The 17,114-nt window shown below is 64.5% G+C and carries 14 protein-coding genes; 5 read left to right on the forward strand and 9 right to left on the reverse strand.

Annotated features, from left to right (window positions below; translation table 11 throughout):
- Positions 1 to 6: 6 nt before the first annotated feature.
- Both GEV01_RS08505 and GEV01_RS08510 read left to right on the forward strand, forming a co-directional pair.
- A complete protein-coding gene (locus tag GEV01_RS08505) occupies positions 7 to 1,569 on the forward strand; it encodes an FGGY-family carbohydrate kinase (protein WP_152803392.1) in 1,563 nt (520 codons plus the stop codon).
- Positions 1,570 to 1,618: 49 nt separating this feature from the next.
- Positions 1,619 to 2,572: a hypothetical protein gene (locus GEV01_RS08510; RefSeq protein WP_152803394.1), complete on the forward strand. Its 954-nt coding sequence runs from the start codon at positions 1,619 to 1,621 to the stop codon at positions 2,570 to 2,572.
- Positions 2,573 to 2,581: 9 nt separating this feature from the next.
- Here the strand turns inward: GEV01_RS08510 and GEV01_RS08515 are convergent, their stop codons facing one another.
- The 4 genes from GEV01_RS08515 to GEV01_RS08530 form a co-directional block, all read right to left on the reverse strand.
- Positions 2,582 to 3,886 carry a diguanylate cyclase domain-containing protein gene (locus GEV01_RS08515; protein WP_051077422.1) on the reverse strand — a complete coding sequence of 435 codons (1,305 nt, stop codon included), beginning with the start codon at positions 3,884 to 3,886 and terminating at the stop codon, positions 2,582 to 2,584.
- A 325-nt stretch (positions 3,887 to 4,211) separates the two neighbouring features.
- The gene (locus tag GEV01_RS08520; protein WP_008450111.1) at positions 4,212 to 5,405 is read right to left on the reverse strand and encodes an aminotransferase-like domain-containing protein; all 1,194 of its coding nucleotides are present in this window, start codon (positions 5,403 to 5,405) and stop codon (positions 4,212 to 4,214) included.
- A gap of 101 nt (positions 5,406 to 5,506) precedes the next feature.
- Complete coding sequence (locus GEV01_RS08525; protein ID WP_152803395.1) at positions 5,507 to 5,968, reverse strand: RidA family protein; 462 nt, start codon at positions 5,966 to 5,968, stop codon at positions 5,507 to 5,509.
- 107 nt (positions 5,969 to 6,075) lie between these two features.
- Positions 6,076 to 7,029 carry a DMT family transporter gene (locus GEV01_RS08530; RefSeq protein ID WP_175022986.1) on the reverse strand — a complete coding sequence of 318 codons (954 nt, stop codon included), beginning with the start codon at positions 7,027 to 7,029 and terminating at the stop codon, positions 6,076 to 6,078.
- 118 nt (positions 7,030 to 7,147) lie between these two features.
- Here GEV01_RS08530 and GEV01_RS08535 point away from each other — a divergent pair, with 118 nt between their 5' ends.
- From GEV01_RS08535 to GEV01_RS08545, 3 genes are all read left to right on the forward strand, one after another.
- Complete coding sequence (locus GEV01_RS08535; RefSeq protein ID WP_152803397.1) at positions 7,148 to 8,794, forward strand: aminotransferase-like domain-containing protein; 1,647 nt, start codon at positions 7,148 to 7,150, stop codon at positions 8,792 to 8,794.
- A gap of 68 nt (positions 8,795 to 8,862) precedes the next feature.
- Positions 8,863 to 10,782, forward strand: coding sequence for a molecular chaperone HtpG (gene htpG / locus GEV01_RS08540; protein WP_152803399.1), 1,920 nt, complete (start codon positions 8,863 to 8,865; stop codon positions 10,780 to 10,782).
- A gap of 67 nt (positions 10,783 to 10,849) precedes the next feature.
- Positions 10,850 to 12,847, forward strand: coding sequence for a CocE/NonD family hydrolase (locus tag GEV01_RS08545; RefSeq protein WP_152803401.1), 1,998 nt, complete (start codon positions 10,850 to 10,852; stop codon positions 12,845 to 12,847).
- On the opposite strand, the gene GEV01_RS08550 is transcribed toward GEV01_RS08545, so the two are convergent.
- The 5 genes from GEV01_RS08550 to kynU all read right to left on the reverse strand — a co-directional run bounded on the left by GEV01_RS08550 (position 12,848) and on the right by kynU (position 17,027).
- The gene (locus GEV01_RS08550; RefSeq protein WP_152803404.1) at positions 12,848 to 13,444 is read right to left on the reverse strand and encodes a CHRD domain-containing protein; all 597 of its coding nucleotides are present in this window, start codon (positions 13,442 to 13,444) and stop codon (positions 12,848 to 12,850) included.
- A 58-nt stretch (positions 13,445 to 13,502) separates the two neighbouring features.
- Complete coding sequence (locus GEV01_RS08555; RefSeq protein WP_152803406.1) at positions 13,503 to 14,048, reverse strand: RBBP9/YdeN family alpha/beta hydrolase; 546 nt, start codon at positions 14,046 to 14,048, stop codon at positions 13,503 to 13,505.
- A gap of 98 nt (positions 14,049 to 14,146) precedes the next feature.
- Complete coding sequence (locus GEV01_RS08560; protein WP_152803407.1) at positions 14,147 to 14,716, reverse strand: hypothetical protein; 570 nt, start codon at positions 14,714 to 14,716, stop codon at positions 14,147 to 14,149.
- A gap of 161 nt (positions 14,717 to 14,877) precedes the next feature.
- The gene (gene kynA, locus GEV01_RS08565) at positions 14,878 to 15,741 is read right to left on the reverse strand and encodes a tryptophan 2,3-dioxygenase (protein ID WP_152803409.1); all 864 of its coding nucleotides are present in this window, start codon (positions 15,739 to 15,741) and stop codon (positions 14,878 to 14,880) included.
- 29 nt (positions 15,742 to 15,770) lie between these two features.
- Positions 15,771 to 17,027 carry a kynureninase gene (gene kynU, locus GEV01_RS08570; RefSeq protein ID WP_152803411.1) on the reverse strand — a complete coding sequence of 419 codons (1,257 nt, stop codon included), beginning with the start codon at positions 17,025 to 17,027 and terminating at the stop codon, positions 15,771 to 15,773.
- Positions 17,028 to 17,114: the final 87 nt, after the last annotated feature.

Consider the following 17,114-nt stretch of genomic DNA (forward strand, 5'->3'; position numbering starts at 1 on the left):
AGCGACATGGCCGACCAATACCTTCTTTCCATCGACAACGGCACCCAGAGCGTGCGCGCATTGCTGTTCGATTTAAACGGCAACCTCGCCGCCAAGGCGCAGGTGCATTTGCAGGCTTACTTCTCCGATCATCCCGGTTGGGCGGAGCATGACGCCGACGGTTATTGGAAGGCGGTCGGCCAGGCGTGCCAGCAGCTTTGGGCATCCACCGATATTCCGCGTTCCGCCATCAAGGGCGTGGCGGTGACGACGCAGCGCGGCACGGTGGTCAACCTGGACCGCGACGGCAAGGTGCTGCGGCCGGCGATCACGTGGCTGGACCAGCGGCGCGTGGGCAAGCAGAAGCCCTTGAGCTTCCTGTGGCGCACGGCGTTCAAGCTGGCGCGCGTGTCCGGCACTATCGAGTACTTCAGGCGCGAGGCGGAGATCAACTGGATCGCCGAGCATCAGCCGGACATCTGGGCCAGGACCGACAAGTATCTGCTGCTGTCGGGCTTTCTCAATTTCCGTTTGTGCGGACGGCATGTCGATTCCATCGGCTCTCAGGTGGCTTACCTGCCGTTCGATTACAAGCGCCACAAGTGGGCCGGCGCGCGCGACTGGAAGTGGGAGGCGCTGGCCGTGCGCAAGGAGATGCTGCCGGAGTTGGTGGAGCCGGGCACGGCGATCGGCGCGATCACCGCCGCCGCCGCCGAGGCGACCGGCATCCCGGAAGGTACGCCGCTGGTGGCCGCCGCCGCCGACAAGGCCTGCGAGGTGATAGGCGCCGGTGCGCTGGAGCCGCACATCGCCTGCCTGAGCTACGGCACCACGGCGACCATCAACACCACCACTAAAAAATACGTCGAGGTGACGCCGTTGATACCGCCTTATCCGGCGGCCATTCCCGGCGCCTACAGTACGGAGGTGCAGATCTTCCGGGGCTACTGGATGGTGAACTGGTTCAAGGAGCAGTTCGGACACTTCGAACAGATGGCCGGCGCGCAGCAGGGCATGGCGCCGGAGGCGATGTTCGATCTGCTGGTGAACGAGGTGCCGCCTGGGTCGATGGGCTTGATGCTGCAGCCTTACTGGAGTCCGGGCATCCGGACGCCGGGGCCGGAGGCCAAGGGGGCGATGATCGGTTTCGGCGATGTGCACACGCGCGCCCATATGTACCGGGCGATCCTTGAAGGCCTGGCCTACGCGCTACGCGAGGGCAAGGAGCGCATCGAGAAGCGCAGCGGCGTGCCGGTGACGGAGTTGCGCGTAGCCGGCGGCGGCTCGCAGAGCGATGCGGCGATGCAGCTCACTGCCGATATCTTTGGCCTGCCGGCGGCGCGCGCGCATGTGTACGAGACGTCGGGACTGGGCGCGGCGATTGCGATCGCGGCGGGCCTGGGGCTGCACAAGGACTTCGACAGCGCGACGCGCGCGATGACGCGGCCGGGCAGGGTGTTCCAGCCTATCGCGGCGAACCGGCAGATCTACGACAAGCTGTATCGGCGCGTGTACCTGAACATGTACCGGCAGCTGCAGCCGATGTATCAGGAGATCGCCGATATCACGGGTTATCCTGAGCAGCTTTGATGTCGCCTCGTGGCATAATATAAATTGAATAACAATTTATGTGTGGTGGATGATGAAACCTCTGGTTGCGTGTGTGTTCCTGCTGTCGCATTTTGCCGCCAGCGCCGATGATGCGTTGTTGGGTTGCTGGCGCAACCAGCAAGTGCATGTGACGCTTGCCGACCAGTCTTTCAATGACCAGAACCGCGACTGCGTTACCGAATACGATGCGCAATTCGTGCGTTCGCGCTGTCATGCCGCGTCAGGCCTGACGGAGACCTTGTCGGCCTATCAGCGGATTGGCGCGGACACGCTGCGCGTGACGCCGCTCGACCCGGTGAGCCGGGAAGCCAAGGGGGCGCCTTCGGAAGTTCGCTATCGGATTGAGGATCAGTGGCTGCTGATCGACCGGGAGTTCCCGGATGCCGGCGCCAAGGCGGCTGCGGCCAAACAGCCGCGCAGTGTGAAGTCGGTTTCCGTGCGCGTGCGGCCGAAGGGGCTTGCTCCAACCGTTGATTGCACGCCGCGCGGCGACAGCAAACTCAGAATCGGAAACGCGCCTGTCAGCTCGCTGGCGATGACCTTGCCGTCCGGGTGGCAGCCATTGCTGATCGACCCCAATACCGACAGGCGCCTGCACCCGGCCGTCAATACCAGCCTGTTTATCGGCGCGTTTATTCCTGCCGGCGCATCCGTCGATCAGCCAGGTCCGGCCCAGATGGTGCTGGTGCTTGATGACGTGCGGTCCGGGGCTATCGCCGTCCACGCGAAGGAGTTTGCCGCCATCAAGAAGCGCTTCGCCGCCGAACTGGGCGCGGCCAAACTGACGTGCGACGAAGTGGATAGAGTGTGCGCCTTTGTTCCCGAAGACGCAGGCGGGGCATACACAGAGATGCTCAACGTGAACGGGCGCGTCGCCATCGTCATCAGTTCGATGGTCCGCCCGCAAGGCGACGCCAAGCCGGCGCTACGCGAATCCGCACAGGTCTTCGCGCAGCGGCTGCGTGCCGATAACGCCCAATAATTCAAGATATCAGCGCATCACCAGCGCTTTGACCGCTTCCATCGCGGCGCTGCCGGTCTGGGTGGCTTGCACCTGATTGCGGCCGCCTTCCTTGGCCACGTACATGGCGCGGTCGGCGGCGACGAACAGCGATTCGGTGTTGTCCAGCTGGTGCGGCTTGATCGTCGCTACCCCTATGCTCACCGTCAGCCAGGCCGACGTGGTCGAGCGCGGGTGCGGGATCTGCAGCGACTCAACATGCGCGCGGATCGATTCGGCCAGCAGGTAGGCCGAGTCGCCGTCGGTCTCGGCGAACAGCAGCACGAATTCCTCGCCGCCGTAGCGCGCCGCCAGGTCGGTCGGGCGCAGCGCGTGCGAGGCGATGGCCTGCGCCACCTGCTGCAGACAGGCGTCGCCGGCCGGGTGGCCCAGCGTGTCGTTGTACAGCTTGAAGTGGTCGACGTCCAGCACCACCAGCGACAAGGGCAGGCCGCTGCGCATGGAGCGCTGCCATTCCTTCTCCAGAAAGGTGTCGAAGTGGCGGCGGTTGGCGATCTTGGTCAGCGGGTCGACCATCGCGGCGCGCTGTAGCGCGTCTTCCGATTGCTTGTGATGGGTGATGTCGTGCAGCAGGCCGATGAACAGCGGCTGGCGCAGATACATCGGCGTCAGCGTCAGGTCCATGCACACCGAGCTGCCGTTGCGGTGGCGGATGATCACTTCGCGCGTGCCGTGGCTGTGCGCCGTCTCCGGCGCGGCGGCGTAGCGTTCGAAGTAGTCCAGGTATTCCTGCGCCACCAGGGGATTGAGCAGCTCCGAGATGGCGCGGCCGGCCAGTTCGTTTTCCTGGTAGCCCAGGTATTTGTCGCAGGCCGGGTTGGTGAACTGGATGCGGCCGTCCGCTTCGATGATCAGCAGCCCCTCGGCCATGTTGTTGACGATGGTGCGCAGGCGCTCGGCCTGTTCTTCCTGGGTCTCGCTCTTGCTGCGGATGTGCAGCTGGGTGCGCACGCGGGCGCACACTTCGGCCATGCGCAGCGGCTTGCTGATGTAGTCGACGGCGCCGATGTCGAAGCCGGCCACCACGTCCTCGGTCTCGGTGCGGGCGCTCATGAAGATCACCGGGATGCCCTGGGTGGCGACGTGGCTCTTGAGCTGGCGGCAGGTTTCGAAGCCGTCCATGCCGGGCATCATGACGTCGAGCAGGATCAGGTCGGGATGGACGCGGCGGGCGATCTTCAGCGCCCGTTCGCCGGACGTGGCGACAAAGGTTTGGTAGCCCTGCTGGACCATCAGCTTGCGCAGTGCGCTCAGGTTCTCCGGCGCGTCGTCCACTATGAGTATCGCGGCATCGCGCCGCGTGGCAAGGATGGGATTTGGGACTGGGTTGAACAAAGGCTGGCCTGATTTGAAAGTGACTATCCGTTCAAATCATAACGCGTCGGCCCCGCTCCGGGTGAAAAAAAATCCGCTGTTTTTCGAGGATTGCTTCGGAATTGGCAAGCATGCCACGCCAGCATGCTATTGGCTTACTTAATGTTGATGGGATGCTATGGCTTTGCGCGGTTTCCGTGACTTTTGGTGATAAAGTCGCGGCGGCAGTGTTGTATTTCGGCGGGGGGGATGTGGGCGGCGGACGCCGCCCACGAGGTATGACGACTTAGATCTTGGCGGCGATCAGTTTGCCCAGGATCTCGATGCCGGTACGGATGCGGTCCGGCGCCACGGTGACGAAGGACAGGCGCAGCGTGTTGGTCTCCGGCTCGTTGGCGTAGAACGGCGAACCCGGTACGAAGGCAACCTTCTGGGCGATGGCTTCGTCCAGCAGTTTCATGGCGTCGATGTGCTTAGGCAGCGTGACCCAGATGAACATGCCGCCTTCCGGCTTGGTCCACTCGACGCCGGCCGGGAAGTGCTGGGCCATCGCGTCCAGCATGACTTGGCACTGGTCGCCGTACAGGGCGCGGATTTTCGGGATGTGGCGGCCCAGGAAGCCGTCCTTGATCACTTCGTGCACGACCATCTGGGTCAGCTGCGAGGTGTGCAGGTCGGCGGCTTGCTTGGCCAGTTCCAGGCGGCGCACCAGCGGCAGCGGGGCGACCACGTAGCCCAGGCGGATGCCAGGGGTCAGCACCTTGGAGAAGGAGCCCATGTAGATCACGCCGTCCGGGTTCATCGCCACCATCTTCGGCAGCGGGTCGCCTTTGTAGCTCAGGGCGCCGTACGGGTCGTCTTCGATCAGCGGCAGGCCGAGGCGGGCGCAGGTTTCCACCAGCTCCAGGCGGCGCTCGACGGACAGGGTGCGGCCGGTCGGGTTCTGGAAGTTCGGCAGCGCGTACAGCAGGCGGGCACCGGCGGCGACTTTGTCCAGCGACGACGGCACCAGGCCGTGTTCGTCGGTGTCGACCGATTTGAATTCAGGACGGTAGACCGAGAACGCTTGCAGCGCGCCCAGGTAGGACGGGGTCTCGACCAGCACGCGGCTGCCTTCGTCGATCAGCACTTTGCCCAGCAGATCCAGCGCTTGCTGCGAGCCGGAAGTCATCAGCACCTGTTCCGGCACGATTTTGGCGCCGTTGGTGGAGAGGGAGTCTGCGATCCACTGGCGCAGCGGCAGGTAGCCGTCGGTCGGGCCGTATTGCAGGGCGACCTTGCCGTTTTCGCTCAGTACCTTGTCGAAGGCGGCTTTCATTTCGTCGACCGGGAAGGTCAGCGGCGATGGCAGGCCGCCGGCGAAGGAGATGATCTCAGGCTGCTGGGTGATCTTCAGAATTTCGCGGATGAAGGACGATTGCAGCTGGTCGGCGCGTTCGGAGAAGCGCCACTGGATCGGATTCGGGTTTTCGATTTTCATACATGTCTCACTAGATGTGTGCCGGCACGGCCGGCTGTTCAACAAGCTCGCTTGTGGCGTGCTTTTATAAAAGGAACGACTCCGGATAAGGAGCCGCCCGCTTACGCGACTTCCGCGATCAGTTCGATTTCGACGCAGGCGCCAAGCGGGATCTGGGCGACACCAAAGGCCGAACGGGCATGCTTGCCGGCTTCGCCGAAGACTTCGCCCAGCAGTTCGGAAGCACCGTTGGTGACGAGGTGTTGTTCGGTGAATTCGGCCGTGGAGTTCACCAGGCTCATGACTTTGACGATGCGCTTGACGCGGGTCAGGTCGCCGCCGACGGCCGCTTGCAGGGTGCCCATCAGGTCGACGGCGATGGCGCGCGCGGCGGCCTTGCCTTCGGCGGTGTCGATGTTCTTGCCCAGCTGGCCGACCCACACGCTGCCGTCGGCGCGCTTGGCGATATGACCCGACAGGAACACCAGGTTGCCGGTTTGGGCGTACATGACGTAGGCGGCAGCCGGGGTGGCTGGCGCGGCCAGGGTGATATCGAGCGCTTTCAGTTTTTCGTAGACAGACATGTGTTATCCAAAGAGTAAGTGAGGGAATGCATTAGGCTAAGACCGATATTGTACGTCAGCGGCAGGGCATGCCCACAATCGGTGCAAAATCAAGATAGTCTACGGTTTTAGCCCCGTTTCACCTGCATTTTGCGGCCCGTACCCACGACGGCGATGATGGCAATTGCAAAAACGACAGTAGGCCATTCCAGCGCCTCGCCCAAAACCACGGCCGCGCCGAGCAGCGACAGGAAGGGCTGGACCAGCTGCACCTGGCCGACCCGGGCCACGCCGCCAAGCGCCATGCCGCGGTACCAGAAGAAGAATCCGATGAACATCGAGCACACGGAGACGTAGGCGAAACCGGTCCAGGCGGCGGGGCTGGCGGCGGCCAATTGGGCACCTTCGGCGCGGCACAGCCAGGCCACCAGCGGCAGCAGCACGGGCGCGGACAGCACCAGCGCCCAGCAGATGGTGTGCTGGCCGCCCAGGGTTTGCGACAGGCGGCCGCCGGCGGCGTAGCCCATGGCGGCCAGCAGCACGGCCAGGAAGATCGCCAGGTCGGCCCAGTGCAGGCTGCCGCCGCTCTGGCGCAGCGCAAATCCGACCACCAGGGCGGAGCCGATACTGGCCATCAGCCAGAAGCCGGACGAGGGTTTTTCGCCGGCCAGCACGGCGCCAAAGACGGCGGTGGCCAGCGGCAGGATGCCGACCAGCACGGCGCCGTGGGCGGCGGGCAGGCTGCGCATGGCGATGGAGGTCAGCCAGGGGAAGCCGATGATGCAACCGATGGCGACCATGGACAGGGGCAGCAGGGCGGAACGCGGCGGCAGCGGTGCGCGCTTCCAGGCCAGCCAGCCGCCGGCCAGTACGGCGGCCACCAGGGCGCGGGCGAGGGCGACGAAGGTGGGGGACAGGCCGGCGCCGCTTGCGCCGCCGCCCACGGCCAGGCGGGTGAACGGCAGTGTGAGGCTGAAGATGGCGACGGCGATCAGGCCTAGCAGCATGCCGGTGGTTTCGTCGCTCAGGCCGGGGCGGGTGGGGATGGCGACGGCGGCGGGCGGCGGGGCGCTGTGGGTCATGCAGGTCTCCGGTGGCGTTATGACTATGGTTATAAGCGGTATGGATGTATGCTACGTGACAAAACCAGTACAGTGCCAGTACACTTCGGCACATAATTTCTCATACTGTGACGGTAAAATGACCAATACACGTACGCGCACTTCACTTTTGGGCGCCGCCGCGTCGGCTGCGGCGGAGGCGGTGGCCGATGCGCTGGCGGCGGCCGAGGCGCGTTCGGCGGCCAAGGCGGCTGCGGCGCCGGGACCGGCCGTGACCTCGGTGGCCGTCGCGCCGTCGAAGGCTGCGAAGGCTGCGAAGACGGGGGCGATGGTGGGCTTGCTGTCGCGCGAATCCGGCGAGACGCTGATCGACCAGATCGTGCGTTCGGTGGCGGCGCGCATCGATGACCGCCTGCTGCGCGGCGGCGCGCGCATGCCGTCGATCCGGGCGTTCGCGGCGGCGCATGGGGTGTCGGCGTTCACGGTGGTGGCGTCGTACGACAAGCTGGTGGCCTCGGGCCATCTGGAGTCGCGCCGGGGCGCCGGTTTCTTCGTGCGCGAACCGGCGGCGCTGGAGATGGACCTGGCGCAGCGGCGGCCGGGCGGGCGGCGCCGGGCCGGGGAGAGCGAACGTGAGCGCGAACGCCTCGGCGTCCAGCCTATCGATGTGGTCTGGCTGGTGCGGAATATGTTCCGCCAGATGCCGCACGGGCAGACGCCCGGCACCGGCGTGCTGCCGCCGGACTGGCTGGACGGCGCGGCCATCGCCAACGCGCTGCGTTCGGTCAGCCGGCAGAACGCCAATCTGCTGGTGAGCTACGGCGTGCCGCAGGGCTTCCTGCCGCTGCGCCAGCAGTTGCAGCTGAAGTTCGCCGAGCTGGAGATCGCGGCGGCGCCGGAGCAGATCGTCACCACGGCCGGCGTGACGCAGGCATTGGACCTGGTGGCGCGCGAGTTCACGCGGCCGGGCGACACCATCTTCGTCGACGATCCGGCCTGGTTCCTGATGTTCGGCTCCTTCGCGGCGCTGGGCGCCAAGGTGGTGGGCATTCCGCGCCTGGGCGACGGTCCGGACATCGCCCAACTGGCCGAGCTGGCGGCGCTGCACAAGCCCAAGCTGTACATCATCAATTCGGTGCTGCACAACCCGAGTTCGACCTCGCTGTCGGCGGCCAAGGCCTTCCAGGTGCTGCGGCTGGCGGAGGAGCATGACTTCATCATCGTCGAAGACGACATCTATTGCGACCTGCATCCGGGCAGCGCGGTGCAGCCGGCCACGCGGCTGGCGGCGCTGGACCAGCTGCAGCGGGTGATCTACCTGGGCGGGTTTTCGAAGACGATGGCGGCCAATCTGCGCGTCGGCTTCATCGCGGCGTCGGCCGAACGGGCCGAGCGCCTGGCCGACCGCAAGATGCTGACCATGCTGACCACCAGCGATATCGGCGAGCGGGTGGTGTACAAGGTGCTGTCGGAGGGTTCGTTCCGCAAGCATACGGACCGGGTGCGCGCGCGGCTCGATGCGATCCGCGCCAAGACGATACGCCAGATGGAGCGGGTGGGGCTGAAGGTGGACGTGGCGCCGCCGGCCGGCATGTTCGTGTGGGCCGACGCGGGCTGCGACACCAATGTGCTGACCGAACGGGCGATGGCGCACAATCTGCTGCTGGCGCCGGGCAGCCTGTTCTCGCCCAAGCAGCTGCCGTCGACCCGCATGCGGCTGAACGTGGCGGCGATGCAGGAGCCGGCGGTGTGGCGTTTCTTCGAACGGGAGCTGGGCCGCTCTTGAAAACCCTCTTATAATCCCCACTTTCGTCCAACCTGTGTATCAACCACAAGACTATTGAGGCTTTTAAAATGGCAGACACCGATAAGCAAACCCTGGGCTTTCAAGCGGAAGTGAAGCAGCTGTTGCAGCTGATGATCCACTCGCTGTACTCGAATAAAGAGATTTTCCTGCGCGAGCTGATTTCGAATGCGTCCGACGCGTCCGACAAGCTGCGCTTCGAGGCGATCAACAACGACGCCCTGTATGGCAACGACCATGAACTGAAGATCAAGGTGGCCTTCGACAAGGCTGCGCGCACCATCACCATTTCCGACAACGGCGTGGGCATGAGCCGCGACGAGGCGATCTCGCACCTGGGCACCATCGCCAAATCGGGCACCAAGGAATTCTTCGGCAAGCTGTCGGGCGACCAGCAGCAGGACGCGGCCCTGATCGGCCAGTTCGGCGTGGGCTTCTACTCGGGCTTTATCGTGGCCGACAAGATCACGGTTGAAACCCGCCGTGCCGGCGCGGCCGCTTCCGAAGGCGTGCGCTGGGAATCCGAAGGCCAGGGCGATTACTCGGTCGAGCAGATCGAGAAGCCGGGCCGCGGCACCGACATCATCCTGCATCTGCGCGAAGGCGAGGACGAGCTGCTGTCGTCGTGGAAGATCAAGTCCATCATCCGCAAGTACTCGGACCATATCTCGCTGCCTATCGTGATGGCGAAAGAGGAGTGGGACGAGGAGAAGAAGGAAACCGTCGTCAAGGACGAGCTGGAAACCGTGAACCAGGCCAGCGCGCTGTGGGCCCGCAACAAGGCCGATATCACGCCGGAGCAGTACGAGGAATTCTACAAGCACGTGTCGCACGACTTCCAGGCGCCGCTGACGCATACGCACAACCGCGTCGAGGGCCGCAGCGAGTACACGCAGCTGCTGTACATTCCGGCCAAGGCGCCGTTCGACCTGTGGGACCGTAACAAGCGTGGCGGCATCAAGCTGTACGTCAAGCGCGTGTTCATCATGGACGATGCCGAGCAGTTGATGCCGGCCTACCTGCGCATGGTCAAGGGCGTGATCGATTCGGCCGACCTGCCGCTGAACGTGTCGCGCGAGATCCTGCAGGAGTCGCGCGATGTGAAGGTGATACGCGATGGTTCGACCAAGCGTGTGATCGGCATGCTGGAAGAGCTGGCGAACGCGGACGAGCAGGAGAAGAAGGACAAGTATGTCACCTTCTGGAAGGAATTCGGCCAGGTGCTGAAAGAGGGCGTGGGCGAGGATGCGGTCAACAAGGACCGTCTGGCCAAGCTGCTGCGCTTCGCTTCGACCGCCAATGACAACGATGAGCAGAGCGTCTCGCTGGAGCAGTACGTCGCGCGCCTGAAGGAAGGCCAGGACAAGATTTACTACGTCACGGCCGATAACTACGTCGCTGCGAAGAACTCGCCGCACCTGGAGATCTTCCGCAAGAAGGGCGTGGAAGTGCTGCTGCTGACCGATCGCGTGGACGAGTGGATGCTGTCCTTCCTGACCGAGTTCGAAGGCAAGGAGCTGGTGTCGGTGGCCAAGGGTGGTCTGGATCTGGGCGCGCTGGAAGACGAGGCCGAGAAGAAGGAACACGAAGAGACCGAGACTTCGTACAAGGATTTGGTCGGCAAGATGAAGGAAGCCTTGTCGGACAAGGCCAAGGATGTGCGTGTGACCTTCCGTCTGACCGATTCGCCGGCTTGCCTGGTGGCGGATGAGCATGAGCTGTCGGGCAATCTGCTGCGCATGCTGAAGGCGGCGGGCCAGAGCGCGCCGGAGTCCAAGCCTATCCTGGAGATCAATCCGAACCACCCGCTGGTGACGCGCTTGAAGTACGAGGAAGCTGGCACCGCGTTCAGTGATTGGGCCAACATCCTGTTCGATCAGGCGTTGCTGGCTGAGGGCGGTTCGCTGAGCGATCCGGCTACGTTCGTCAAGCGCCTCAATGAAATGCTGCTGAACGGCGCAAGCAAGTAATCTGGTAAGACCCGTCCCGGGAGTTGTGCTATGTTGAGGTTTCACTGGCTCAGCTCCCGGGATATTCATGAATAAGATCGTGCTGGCGCTGACTGGCGCCTTCGTTTTATCCGCACAGGCCGTCCTGGCCCAGAATACGCTGCCGGCATCGACGCCGGGCGTGGCGGCTTCCCCGATGTATCCCGCATTGCCTAGCGAGACGCCCGATGAGTTCAAGGCGCCGGTCGATGGCTATGACTATGTCAAGCGCAGCGTGATGGTGACTATGCGCGATGGTGTCAAGCTCAATACGGTGGTCATCGTGCCGCGCAATGCGCGCAATGCTCCTATCTTGCTGACGCGTACCCCTTACAACGCTGCCGAGCTGACCAGCCACAACGAGAGTTCGCAGATGGAGTCCATCTTGCAGGGCTATGACAATGCGGCCGATGTGGTCGTCGAGGGTGGCTATATCCGCGTGGTGCAGGATGTGCGCGGCAAGTATGGCTCGGAGGGCGATTATGTGATGAACCGGGCGCTCAGCGGCAGTGCGCTCAATCCGACGCCGGTCGATCATTCCACCGATACCTGGGACACCATCGACTGGCTGGTCAAGAATATTCCTGAGACGAATGGCAAGGTGGGCATCATCGGTATTTCCTATGATGGCTTTTTGCCGCTGATGGCGCTGGTGAATCCGCATCCGGCGCTGAAGGCTGCGGTGCCGATGAATCCGATGGTGGACGGCTGGCGGGGCGACGACTGGTTCCACAACGGGGCGTTCCGGCAGGTCAACCTGTCCTATGTGCTGGAGCAGGTAGTGACGCGGCGTAATGAGGCCAAGTGGTACACCAGCCATTTCGACGATTACGATATGTTCATCCGCGCGGGTTCGGTGGGCGAACTGGCCCGCCAGCGCGGGGTGGAGCAGAGTGGGTTCTGGCGCAAGATCGTTGCGCATCCGAGCTATGACGCGTTCTGGCGCGGGCAGGCGATGGACCGGATCCTGGCGGCGCAGCCGGTGGCGGTGCCGACCTTGCTGGTGCACAGTCTGTGGGATGCGGAGGATATCTACGGCGCCATCGCGGTGTACAAGGCGATCAAGCCGCGCGATCAGGATGGCAAGGTGTTTCTGGCGCTGGGGCCGTGGAATCATGGCGGGGCGATTGGCGATGGCAGCCGCTTGGGTGCGCTGCGCTTTAACAGTGATACGGCGCTGCATTTTCGGCAGGAGATATTGCGGCCTTTCCTGGACCGCTATCTGAAGGATGATGCGCCGGCGGCGCAGATCGCGCCGGTGTCGGCGTTCGAGACGGGCAGCAACAAGTGGCGCTCGCTGAATAGTTGGCCGGCCGGCTGCGTCAGCGGCTGTGCGATTGCGCCGGCCACGCTGAAGCTGGCGGCCAACTCGCGGCTGAGCTTGACGAATGTGGCGTCGCGGCCGGCTTCGGCGCCGGCGCAGCGGGCGGCGTTCGATGAGTATGTGTCGGATCCGGCCAAGCCGGTGCCTTATCGCGCGCGGCCTATCGCGCCTTACGGCTACGACGAGGCCAAGGGGCAGACGTGGCCGCGCTGGCTGGTCGACGATCAGCGCGAGGCGTCGGGGCGTACCGATGTGCTGACCTATACGACCGATGTGCTGACGGCGCCGGTGAAGATCAGCGGTGAGCCGGTCGCGCATCTGCTGGCTTCCACCAGCGGCACGGACGCGGACTGGGTCGTCAAGCTGATCGACGTTTATCCGGACCAGGTGGCGGCGCAGCCGGAGATGGGCGGCTATCAGCTGATGGTGTCGGGCGATATCTTCCGTGGCCGCTATCGCGAGAGCCTGGAGACGGCCAAGCCGATCGCTGCCAACACGGCCTTGCCGTACAGCTTCGCGTTGCCGACCGCGAACCATGTGTTCCTGCCGGGGCACCGCATCATGGTGCAGGTGCAGTCGAGCTGGTTCCCGCTGTATGACCGCAACCCGCAGACCTTTGTGCCGAACATCTTCTACGCCCAGCCGGCCGACTACAAGAAGACGACCCAGCGCATCTACCACGACAGTTACATCGAGCTGCCGCTGGTTGGCGCGACGCGCTAGTTACATCTTGCGGCGGCGCCGCGCCATCAGCAGCACGGCCGGCAAGCCCAGGCCCAGCATGGCGATGGTGGCTGGTTCGGGCACCGGGGCGGCCGCCAGGAAGCCGCGTATTTCGCCGCCCGGGTAGCGCTCGCTGTGGATGTTGAGGTAGGCCTCGCCGGCGTTCAATCCGGCCGCGAAGGCCGCTTCGGCGCCGGCCGTGGTGCCGCCGTGGCTGGTGAGGAAGGCCGGGTTCCAGCTGGCCGTCAACGAGGTGTTGTAGGTGTTGGTGTAGGCGCCGCTTGTTACGCCCATTGGGAAGCCGCCGAAGGTCGGCACTTCGGTCGCCACGCCGGCGACGCCGGCGCCGGGTGTGGTGGTGCAGCAATGGATGTGGGAGAGGGTGCTCGGCAAGATCAGGCCGCTGAAGGCGACGTCCACTTCCAGTATGTGGCTGGCGGTGTCGAACTTGACGACCGCCGCGCCGATGGCAGGTGAGGTGTTGGGCGGCGATTCCTGCGGGCCGGTGAGGATGGCGGTGTAGTTGGTGGCGCTGGCTGTTATGGCAGTCAGCAGCAGGGCGGCCGCCGCCGTGCAGTTGCGGATACGCTGGTTCATCTTGCTCCCCTCCTTATTCTTGATGACAGTTAGAGAGGGCTGGGGCGTGGAAGTTCGGTCAGCGATGCAGTTTTTCGCAGAAATCGTGCAGTAATTTTTCGCCTTCGGGCCAGGGGCCGTAGCCGGCGTCGCCGTTGATGTGGCCGGCGTTGCCGATCTCGACGTAGCCGCTGCCCCAGGCTTGCGCGAACTGGCGGGCGCGCTGCGGGCTGACGTATTGGTCGTCGCTGCTGGCGATCACCAGGCTGGGGAAGGGCAGGCGTTGCAGCAGCATGGGCTGGAAGCCGGTGGTGCAGTCGGGGTAGCTGGGGGCGTCGGTGTCGCTGGGGGCGACCAGGAAGGCGCCGGCGATTTTCAATTGCGAGCCGGAGGCGGCCCAGCGGCCGACCAGCGAGCAGCTCAGGCTGTGCGCGGCCAGCACCGGCGGGCGCTTGCATTGCGCGATGGCGGCTTCCAGTTCGGCTACCCATTCGGTGCTGTCGGGCGTGTCCCAGTCGCGGTGCGGGACGCGGACCCAGTGCGGATATTTAAGTTCCCATTGCGATTGCCAGTGGGCGGGGCCGGAGTTCCACAGGCCGGCCAGGGTCAGTACTTCGTAGTCCATGCGGGTTCCTTGCTGGGTAAGATGGTGTTTATCTTACTTCGGCGGGGGGCGCTTGTTTTGCCGGCGCTGGCAGTTTGCGCAAGCGTGGACAAATGTCTTCAATCGAATGCGACGTCTTCCAGGCGGAAGCGGTATTTTCTACGCTCGGGCTCGGTCCAGCTTGGGCCGGGGACGGTGTTGCGCGGTGGCTGCGGCATGGAGGGATTTGGCTCGGCGACCGGGGCGGCGGCGGCCGGAGTGGCGGCAGAGGTGGCTGCGGCGCGGGCCAGTTCGCGGCGGCGCGCGTCGGCCATTTTCCAGTTCTTTTCGCCGGGCATGCGAATGGAGATGTCTTGCCACGCGTTGCGCACGCTGTCGGCGTAGCCGCTGGCGAATTGGTTGGGCGAGATGGCGCGGCCTTTGTACATGATCTGGTCGCCTTCGACGATGGCGTATTCATGGTCGCCGCGGTAGGCCATGCGCAACCATGTGCCTTCGGGCAGGAACAGCGTTTTCCATTGGTAGCCGCGCGGTGCGGCTGGCGGTGCTTCGCTTGGGGCCGCGAGCCATAGCCGGATCGCGGCGTCGACGGCTTCGGCTGGATCGATGGTGGCGCCGGTTTCGCGCAGCCGCTCCATCAGCGCGAGTAGGGTGGTGGGGCAGACCTGCACGCTCGTTGTGGCAAACATACTGTTCTCCTTACTGAAATCTACTGAATTCTGCTGCTGGCTACTGAGTTAGACCGGTGCAGTAGCAGGAAGTTCAATTCAGTAGATTTCAGGAGAAGATTCAGTAGGTTTGCTAGAAGGAGAATGCGGTACTACCCATGGTGTGTATTCTCGCGGCAATCTCAGAGGGCGGTGCGCAGGGCGAACAGTTCCGGGAAGAGCACTACGTCGAGCATCTTGCGCAGGTAGCTGACGCCGGCTGTGCCGCCGGTGCCGGTCTTGAAGCCGATGATGCGCTCGACCGTGGTGACATGGCGGAAGCGCCAGAAGCGGAACGCGGTCTCCAGGTCGACCAGCTTTTCGGCCAGTTCGTACAGCGCCCAGTAGCGGCTTGGGTCGCGGTAGACTTCCAGCCATGCTTCCTTGACGGATTCGTCGGCGGCGGTCGGCAGCGTCCAGTCGGCGTTGAGGCGCTCGGCGGAGACGGGCAGGCCGTTGCGGGCCAGCAGCTTGATCGCTTCGTCGTAGACCGATGGCTCGCGCAGCGCCTTGTCCAGCACGGCAAACGCGTCGGGCGCGGTGGTGTGGACGTTGAGCAGGGCGGCATTCTTGTTGCCGAGGATGAATTCGATCTCGCGGTACTGGTAGGACTGGAAGCCCGACGATGCGCCCAGGTAGGGGCGGATGGCGGTGTATTCCGGCGGCGTCATCGTGGCGAGCACGTCCCATGCGTGCACCAGCTGGTCCATGATGCGGGCCACGCGGGCCAGCATCTTGAAGGCCGGCGCCAGATCGTCCGATTGCAGATGGGCGCGTACCGCGTGCATTTCGTGCAGCATCAGCTTCATCCATAGTTCGCTGGTCTGGTGCTGGACGATGAACAGCATTTCATTGTGGTTGGGCGACAGCGGGTGCTGGGCGGTGAGGATCTGGTCCAGGCCCAGGTAGTCGCCGTAGCTCATCTTGTTGCTGAAGTCCATATCCGCGCCGTGCCACTGCGCATCGGAGGCGTGCATCGGGCAGCCGGTTTCTTTGGAATCGCTCATATCGTTTATCTCGTTATTAAGTCACGCGTTCAGGTCACGGCATCGCGCTTGGCGTCGACGTTGTAGTCCTTGCGGTCCAGAATGTCGCGCAGGATCTCGACCGCGTCCCAGACGTCGGCAAAGCTGGTGTACAGCGGCGTGAAGCCGAAGCGCATGATGGCCGGTTCACGGTAGTCGCCGATGACGCCGCGCGCGATCAGCGCCGTCATCACCGCGTAGCCGTGCGGATGGGTGAAGCTGACCTGGCTGCCTCGGCGCGCATGTTCGCGCGGCGTGACCAGGCCCAGCGGATGATCGGCGCAGCGCTGTTCGACCAGGGTGATGAACAGGTCGGTCAGGGCCAGCGACTTGGCGCGGATGGCGGCCATGCTGGTCTGGTCGAACACGTCCAGGCCGCATTCGACCATGGCCAGCGACACTACCGGCTGGGTGCCGCACAGCGCGCGGCCGATGCCGTCGGCGGGGGCGAAGTCGGGCGCCATGGCGAATGGCGCGGCATGCCCCCACCACCCCGACAACGGCTGGCGGAAGGCGGCCTGGTGCCTGCGCGGCACCCAGATGAAGGCCGGCGAACCGGGGCCGCCGTTCAGGTATTTATACGTGCAGCCCACCGCGAGGTCGGCGCCGTCGTCGTTCAGGGCGACCGGCACCGCGCCGGCCGAGTGCGCCAGATCCCAGACGATCAGCGCGCCGGCGGCGTGGGCCAGGGCGCTGGTGGCGCGCATGTCGTGCTGGTAGCCGGTGCGGTAGTTGACGTGGGTGAGCATGACGACGGCGGTGTCGGCGCCGATGGCGGCCGGCAGTTCTTCCACCGAGTCGACCAGCTTGACGCTGTAGCCGCGCTCCAGCCAGCTGCTCAGGCCCTGGGCCATATAGATGTCGGTGGGGAAGTTGGAGCGTTCGGTGACGATCACGCGGCGTGCCTGGCGGGCCGGGTCCGGATCGGCAGCCTGCATGTGCAGGGCGGCGGCCAGGGCCTTGAACAGGTTGACCGAAGTGGTGTCGGTGACGACCACTTCGCCGTCGGCGGCGCCGATCAGCGGCGCCAGGCGGTTGCCCAGGCGCTTGGGCAGGTCGAACCAGCCGGCGGTGTTCCAGCTGCGGATCAGGTCATGGCCCCATTCCTGGGCGATCACCTGCTGGGCGCGGGGCAGCGCGGCCTTGGGACGGGCGCCTAAAGAGTTGCCATCCAGATAAATCACATGCGGCGGCAGGTCGAACTGGTCGCGCAGGGCGGCGAGCGGATCTTGCGCGTCGCGGGCCAGGCAGTCGTTGCGAGTTGTCATTGTGTAACTTTCTTGCAGGGTAGGTGGAATGCTTTAGGCTTCAATAAGTTGCCAGTGTAACCTGAAAAACCTGGCGACGGACCCTGT

This window comes from Rugamonas rivuli, from assembly GCF_009380165.1.
GTDB classification, from domain to species: Bacteria; Pseudomonadota; Gammaproteobacteria; order Burkholderiales; family Burkholderiaceae_D; genus Rugamonas; species Rugamonas rivuli.

Coding starts and splice junctions, on each gene's coding strand:
- GEV01_RS08535 (WP_152803397.1), top strand. CDS start 7,148: ATGACCAATACACGTACGCGCACTTCACTTTTGGGCGCCGCCGCGTCG.
- GEV01_RS08550 (WP_152803404.1), bottom strand. CDS start 13,444: ATGAACCAGCGTATCCGCAACTGCACGGCGGCGGCCGCCCTGCTGCTG.
- kynU (WP_152803411.1), bottom strand. CDS start 17,027: ATGACAACTCGCAACGACTGCCTGGCCCGCGACGCGCAAGATCCGCTC.
- htpG (WP_152803399.1), top strand. CDS start 8,863: ATGGCAGACACCGATAAGCAAACCCTGGGCTTTCAAGCGGAAGTGAAG.
- GEV01_RS08520 (WP_008450111.1), bottom strand. CDS start 5,405: ATGAAAATCGAAAACCCGAATCCGATCCAGTGGCGCTTCTCCGAACGC.
- GEV01_RS08545 (WP_152803401.1), top strand. CDS start 10,850: ATGAATAAGATCGTGCTGGCGCTGACTGGCGCCTTCGTTTTATCCGCA.
- GEV01_RS08525 (WP_152803395.1), bottom strand. CDS start 5,968: ATGTCTGTCTACGAAAAACTGAAAGCGCTCGATATCACCCTGGCCGCG.
- GEV01_RS08505 (WP_152803392.1), top strand. CDS start 7: ATGGCCGACCAATACCTTCTTTCCATCGACAACGGCACCCAGAGCGTG.
- GEV01_RS08510 (WP_152803394.1), top strand. CDS start 1,619: ATGATGAAACCTCTGGTTGCGTGTGTGTTCCTGCTGTCGCATTTTGCC.
- GEV01_RS08555 (WP_152803406.1), bottom strand. CDS start 14,048: ATGGACTACGAAGTACTGACCCTGGCCGGCCTGTGGAACTCCGGCCCC.
- kynA (WP_152803409.1), bottom strand. CDS start 15,741: ATGAGCGATTCCAAAGAAACCGGCTGCCCGATGCACGCCTCCGATGCG.
- GEV01_RS08560 (WP_152803407.1), bottom strand. CDS start 14,716: ATGTTTGCCACAACGAGCGTGCAGGTCTGCCCCACCACCCTACTCGCG.
- GEV01_RS08530 (WP_175022986.1), bottom strand. CDS start 7,029: ATGACCCACAGCGCCCCGCCGCCCGCCGCCGTCGCCATCCCCACCCGC.